This window comes from Marinococcus sp. LNSP9103-4 (genome assembly GCF_056034345.1).
Genome location: NZ_JBQLIA010000043.1, coordinates 1 through 5,883, shown reverse-complemented (window position 1 = coordinate 5,883; position 5,883 = coordinate 1). Strand labels below are relative to the sequence as shown.

General features: G+C 43.7%; 5 protein-coding genes. 3 read left to right on the top strand and 2 right to left on the bottom strand.

The window, feature by feature from the left end:
• Positions 1 to 174 precede the first annotated feature (174 nt).
• Positions 175 to 522, bottom strand: coding sequence for a hypothetical protein (locus ACTRXG_RS16630; protein ID WP_474262774.1), 348 nt, complete (start codon positions 520 to 522; stop codon positions 175 to 177).
• A gap of 203 nt (positions 523 to 725) precedes the next feature.
• On the opposite strand from ACTRXG_RS16630, the gene mbcS reads away from it, so the two are divergent.
• Both mbcS and ACTRXG_RS16620 read left to right on the top strand, forming a co-directional pair.
• Positions 726 to 2,315 (top strand): acyl-CoA synthetase MbcS, encoded by a 1,590-nt coding sequence (gene mbcS / locus ACTRXG_RS16625; RefSeq protein WP_474286024.1) that lies wholly within the window; start codon positions 726 to 728, stop codon positions 2,313 to 2,315.
• Between the two features lie 230 nt (positions 2,316 to 2,545).
• Positions 2,546 to 4,153, top strand: a complete 1,608-nt coding sequence (locus ACTRXG_RS16620) for a solute:sodium symporter family transporter (protein ID WP_474280077.1) — start codon at positions 2,546 to 2,548, stop codon at positions 4,151 to 4,153.
• Positions 4,154 to 4,228: 75 nt separating this feature from the next.
• Here ACTRXG_RS16620 and ACTRXG_RS16615 read toward each other — a convergent pair whose 3' ends face one another.
• The gene (locus tag ACTRXG_RS16615; protein ID WP_474262770.1) at positions 4,229 to 4,882 is read right to left on the bottom strand and encodes a TVP38/TMEM64 family protein; all 654 of its coding nucleotides are present in this window, start codon (positions 4,880 to 4,882) and stop codon (positions 4,229 to 4,231) included.
• A 244-nt stretch (positions 4,883 to 5,126) separates the two neighbouring features.
• Here ACTRXG_RS16615 and ACTRXG_RS16610 point away from each other — a divergent pair, with 244 nt between their 5' ends.
• The gene (locus ACTRXG_RS16610) at positions 5,127 to 5,765 is read left to right on the top strand and encodes an HD domain-containing protein (RefSeq protein WP_022794018.1); all 639 of its coding nucleotides are present in this window, start codon (positions 5,127 to 5,129) and stop codon (positions 5,763 to 5,765) included.
• Positions 5,766 to 5,883: the final 118 nt, after the last annotated feature.

The window sequence follows — 5,883 nt, the reverse complement described above, 5'->3', positions numbered from 1 at the left end:
GAGCTTCTTCCGCATTCCGCTTCATCATGCGCCATAACCCCTTTCCAGGCTATTTCTTTTTATCATAGCATAAAAAAACTGCCGACACGCTCTAAAATTAGAGCCATTGTCGACAGTCTGTAAAGAGAGGCTCGTGAGCCTCTCTTTTTTTATTGATATTTTATTGGAAAATGATTAGCTGTTTAAATTGCCTCCGCGGACTTCCTGCAGCTGGCGGACAGCTTCAATCTGCTCATCGTTCAACTCAGCGTAATTGCCGGCAGCGTCTAACGTTAATATAACGGACGTTCCGGTAAGAGAGTATTTATTCGTAAGATCCCCGAACTGCTTGGATTCTACTTTATAATCTGCTTCTTCATACTGATTTTCGTTCGCAAGCGCATAAATATCAAGCTCCGGAATCATTTCGAGCATGATGGCGTCGTTGCCCATGATACTGTAGATATCATTTTGTCCCTCTACTTCGCGGACTTCAATTTCCTCATTAGGTTTGCTGATAATAATGTTCATCGTGTCATTCATCCTTTCTACTTCCAAATCAATGATAGTTACCGTACAAAAACGTTCCTCTCATGCTATAACCGTTTCCTTCTTTCCACAAACATAAAAAAAAGATAAAATTGTAATTGAAATAATCAGATTTCTTTAGGCGTATAAGTAGACATACACTGCTGTGGCACATATGATAGAAAAAGATAAAATAGTGGTAAGGGAGATATGTGATTATGATTGATGCAAATCAGCTGACACCAAATGAAACCTACAATTTAATCGAAGAAATGGAACGCTATGATTCAGACCGTCTGGCATTGAAATGGCAGGACGATAAAGGCAGCCGCCGCGAGGTTACATATCATGAACTGATCCAGCAGGCCAATCAGTACGCCAACGTCCTAACCGGCCTTGGACTTTCCAAAGGAGACAAGGTGCTTGTCATGGTGCCACGTCTCGTGGAAGCCTATGTTACTTATTACGCGTGCCTGAAAGCAGGCCTTGTGATTATTCCTTCATCAGAAATGCTCCGGGCGGACGATATTAAGTATCGGGCCGACCATTCCGGTTCCCGCGCGATTATTTCGTATGCTCCGTACGCAGAGGAAATTGACCGGATGGATCCTATGCCGGAGACACTCGAGCATAAGCTGATGATCGGGGGAAGTAAAGAAGGATGGAAAGAGATTGAAACAATGGCAGCAGAAGAATCCCAAAGCTTTAATATTGTACAGACCCACCGTGATGACACTGCCTTTCTTCCGTACACTTCAGGAACGACAGGTAAACCCAAAGCTGTCGTGCACAGTCATGGATGGGCATATGCTCATCTGCGGGTAGCGGCAGATGAGTGGCTCGACATTCACGAAAATGATGTTGTATGGGCTACCGCCGGACCAGGCTGGCAGAAATGGGTCTGGAGCCCGTTTTTATCTGTACTCGGCCAGGGTGCCACCGGGTTTGCCTACAACGGCCGCTTTGATCCTGAGACGTATCTGCAGCTGCTTCAGGATGAAAAAGTAAATGTGCTTTGCTGCACGCCGACAGAGTACCGGCTGATGGCTAAAATTGAAGGTCTCGAAAAGTATGATCTTTCAGCGATGCACAGCGCAGTATCTGCAGGAGAGCCTTTGAATGAAGAAGTCATTCAAGTCTTCCGTGACAAGTTTAATTTGCCGGTTCGCGACGGTTACGGTCAGACAGAAAGCACGCTGCTTATCGGAACGTTAAAGGGCGTTCCTGAAAAAATAGGCTCCATGGGCAAACCAATGATCGAACAGTTTATTGAAATAGTGGATGAAGACGGAAATCCTGCGAAGGCTAATGAAATTGGTAATATCGCTGTGCACCGTAATCTTCCATCGCTGTTTCAGGGCTATTACAGAGAGCCGGAACGTACCAGTGATTCCTATCAGGGTGATTACTTTTTAACTGGCGACAGGGCAATGAAGGATGAAGATAATTATTACTGGTTCCAGGGACGCAGTGATGACATTATTATCAGTTCAGGGTATACGATCGGACCGTTTGAAGTAGAGGATGCACTTACAAAACACCCATCTGTCAAAGAATGTGCCGCTGTGGCAAGCCCGGATGATATCCGGGGCAACGTCGTGAAGGCGTTTATCGTGCCTAACGGTCAGGTGGAAAATGAAGAAGATTTAACGAAGGAACTGCAGAATCACGTAAAGGAAATGACTGCTCCGTATAAATATCCACGCCGCATTGAGTTTGTTGAATCACTGCCAAAGACAAGCTCTGCAAAAATCCGCCGCGTAGAACTCCGCGAACAGGAGCTCGCAAAGGCGAATAAAGAGCAATAGCTGAAACAGCCTGAATTGACTGCCCTGCAGCATATGCTGCAGGGCAGTTTTATATATTTGCGAAACCTGTTTCGTAAATATATAAAAAAAAGGGAAAAGTAAAAATATTTTTAGGAAAGCGTTTACCTTACTGATGTTTTCGGTTAGAATAAAAACAACCCCGCCGAGGGGAACGAATTGAAACAAAAATAGTAACAATTGTTTCAATTTTAGAAATACGGTGTAAGCATATGATTAAAGGGGGGCTTATTATTTTATCTCTTATTACATTTATTATTATCGTCGGGGCAATTTGGCTTTTTGCTTTTACCCGAAGCCGCTCAGTTAAAACGGATAGCGCTGAAGGGTACTTTCTTGCCGGCAGAAGTTTAACGGGTATTACGATCGCCGGAACAATTATTATGACGAATTTGTCCACAGAACAGATTGTCGGGCAAAACGGCCAAAGCTACGCTTCCGGTATGGAAGTAATGGCCTGGGAGGTAACCTCAGCTATAGCGATTGTATTACTGGCACTTGTGTTTCTCCCTAAATACTTAAAATACGGTGTGGATACTGTTACAGATTTTATTGAAACCAGATACGATAAAACAACGAAACGAATCGCTTCTTTTCTGTTTATTTTCACTTATATGACCTCTTTTTTACCTGTGGTATTGTACTCTGGTTCACTCGTGTTCAACCAGATTTTCGCAGTTGACCAGCTGCTCGGTGTAGAGCCCTTAACAGCCGTAGCTTTTATTGCTGGATTAACAGGACTCATTGGCCTTCTTTACCTTTTAATGGGTGGTTTGAGGTTAAGCGCTTTCAGTGATACCGTCTATGGGATTGCTCTTTTACTCGGGGGACTTACTATTCCTGTTCTTGGTCTTATGGCCTTAGGTGATGGTAACTTTTTCCGTGGAATGGAAACAATTCAGGCCAATACACCTGAAAAATTAAACTCTATTGGCGCTATTGATTCTTCTTATGTCCCGTGGCCGACGCTCTTTTTAGGAATGTTTTTTAATAACTTGTTTTTCTGGTGCACAAACCAGATGATCGTACAAAAAGCGCTGGCAGGAAGAAACTTAAAGGAAAGCCAGAAGGGTGCTTTATATGTAGGCTTCTTTAAAATATTTGGCGCATTGTTTCTCGTGTTTCCAGGAATTATTGCGTTTAATCTGTTTGGCGGTGAACTTAGAACAGCAGATAACGCGTATCCGCGTCTAGTTACTGAAGTACTGCCGCCGTCGGTGGAAGGAATTTTTGCAGCAGTCATTTTCGGTGCTATTTTAAGTTCATTTGTCGGTGCGTTGAACGCAACCGCTACTCTGTTTACGCTGGACTTTTATAAGCCGCTAATCAAAAAAGATGCAAGCGACAGACAGGTGGCGCGGGCTGGTAAGTTCATTACAGTAATTGTAGCTTTAATTGCTATTTTAATTGCTCCGCTGATTTCGTTTGCTCCGTCGGGTCTTTACAACGTTGTTCAATCGTTTAATGGATTATACAGTATGCCGCTGCTCGTCATTATCATACTCGGATTCTATTTCAAGTATGGTACCGCCTTTGCCGCAAAAGTGACATTTATTACTCATGTTGTGCTGTACGGTATTTTCTGGCTGTTTATGGACTATCATTATCTGTACGCCTTCAGCGTGTTGTTCTTTGTCGACATTCTCGTCCTATGGCTAGTAAGTCGGTGGAAGCCGCTCGACAGGCCGTTTGAGTTCCAGGAAAATATCAACAAGGTTGATATGACTCCGTGGAAGCACAGAAAATGGGTGAGCGCAGTCATCATTATTACTGTGGTAGTAACCTACCTGCTTTTCTCTCCTATCGGCCTCGCCGGTTAATACAAAATAGATATTAAGAAAGCTGTGGCCCACGGAGGTGCTGCAGCTTTTTTATGTTGAGACTAAGCATCCTTTTCATGGCTGCATACCGAGCCATCTTTTGATTTTCTTACGGAGGAAAAACCCGGCAGTACTCAAAATGAGAAGAAGAGCGAGGGCAATCCAAAGCAGAAGGCGGCTGCCGGAGACAATACTTTGCCCAAACGTGCCATACATCATCATCCCGGGGAGGATACCGATCATGGTGGCGGAAATGAAATGCGAATATTTAATTTTAGAAAAACCGGACAAATAGCTTAGCATACTGAACCCCATTAGCGGGACGAGACGGAGCACCAGTACTACAAAAAAACCACGGTTTTCCATCAAATATTTCATTCTGGGGTTCCAGGGGATCTGATGTTTGCTGAATATGGTTTTTCCCATAAAACGTCCGATAAAATACCCGCTCGTTGCTCCGCCAAGGGCGCCTGTCCATATATAAAGTACTCCAGGCCATATGCCGTAAGTGATACTTGCAGTAATGGACAAAAGGGAGGAAGGAAAATAAATAAAAGGGCCCAGTGTGTAGGCAAGTAGAAAAACGAAAGGCGAAATCCATCCGAACGAAGTGATGAAGTTCTGAATCTCGGTTGGACGAATGCTCAGTCTGATGTTGAAAAGGTAGTACAGCCCGATCAAAGCAGCAATAAATAAAAAGCCTTTGATAATATTTATACTTGAGCGCACGTTTTCCCTCCTTTGGCTGCAGAAGCGGGGCAGTTTATACAGATTAATTTTTGTGAAACAAGCATCTATGGCGGGATAGTTTTGCGAATTTAGACTATTTCAGCTTAACATGCGGGGATGCATACCAACGACAATTAATGAAAAGCAATATATGAATTATCAAAATAACGCATACATGAAGACCCAGAAGGGAAATCCAGTAAAACGGTCATATAAACATAAAAACAGGAGAGGATGAATGAACATGGCAAATAGTGTAGCAGGAGTAAAAATTCCTGACAGTAAAATAGCAAAAGAAGCAGCTGATCTATTGAGGGAATACGGGTCCGAACTGCTTTGGAATCACTCGAACCGTGCATATCTTTTCGGGGAAATTCAAGGAAGGGAAGCTGGACTGAAGTATGATTCGGAGCTGTTATATGTGAGTGCATTGTTCCATGATCTCGGGCTGACGACTCAGTACAGCAGTCCTGATAAACGGTTTGAAGTAGACGGGGCCAATGCAGCCCGCAGCTTCCTGCAGCAGCATAACATGGAGGATGAATCCATTCGTCTTGTATGGGACGCTATCGCTCTGCATACGACAATTGGGGTAGCAGAGTATAAAGAGTCCGAGGTTTCCCTTCTATATTCAGGGGTGGGTCTTGACGTAATGGGGGACGGATACCATCAGTTTCCTGAAAAATTACGGGAAGAGGTCGTGAGCGCGTACCCGCGGAATAATTTTAAAGAAAAAATTCTTCCTGCTTTTTACGAAGGGTTCAAGCATAAACCCGAGACGACATTTGGAAATATTAAAGCTGACGTTTGCGAGCGGTTTATGCCGGATTATAAGAGTCCTGACTTTTGCGAATGTGTTCTGCATTCGCCGTGGAAAGAATAAAATCGTGATAAACAAACAGTGCTGCCGTTACGACGGCAGCATCAGACTGTCGACAATGACTCTAATTTTAGAGTTTGTCGGCAGTTTTTTTGTGCTATGATAAAAAGAAATAGCCTGG

What these genes read in the sequence shown, in the direction of transcription:
- ACTRXG_RS16630 (WP_474262774.1), bottom strand. Translation starts at nt 522, where the DNA reads ATGAATGACACGATGAACATTATTATCAGCAAACCTAATGAGGAAATT.
- ACTRXG_RS16620 (WP_474280077.1), top strand. Translation starts at nt 2,546, where the DNA reads ATGATTAAAGGGGGGCTTATTATTTTATCTCTTATTACATTTATTATT.
- ACTRXG_RS16610 (WP_022794018.1), top strand. Translation starts at nt 5,127, where the DNA reads ATGGCAAATAGTGTAGCAGGAGTAAAAATTCCTGACAGTAAAATAGCA.
- mbcS (WP_474286024.1), top strand. Translation starts at nt 726, where the DNA reads ATGATTGATGCAAATCAGCTGACACCAAATGAAACCTACAATTTAATC.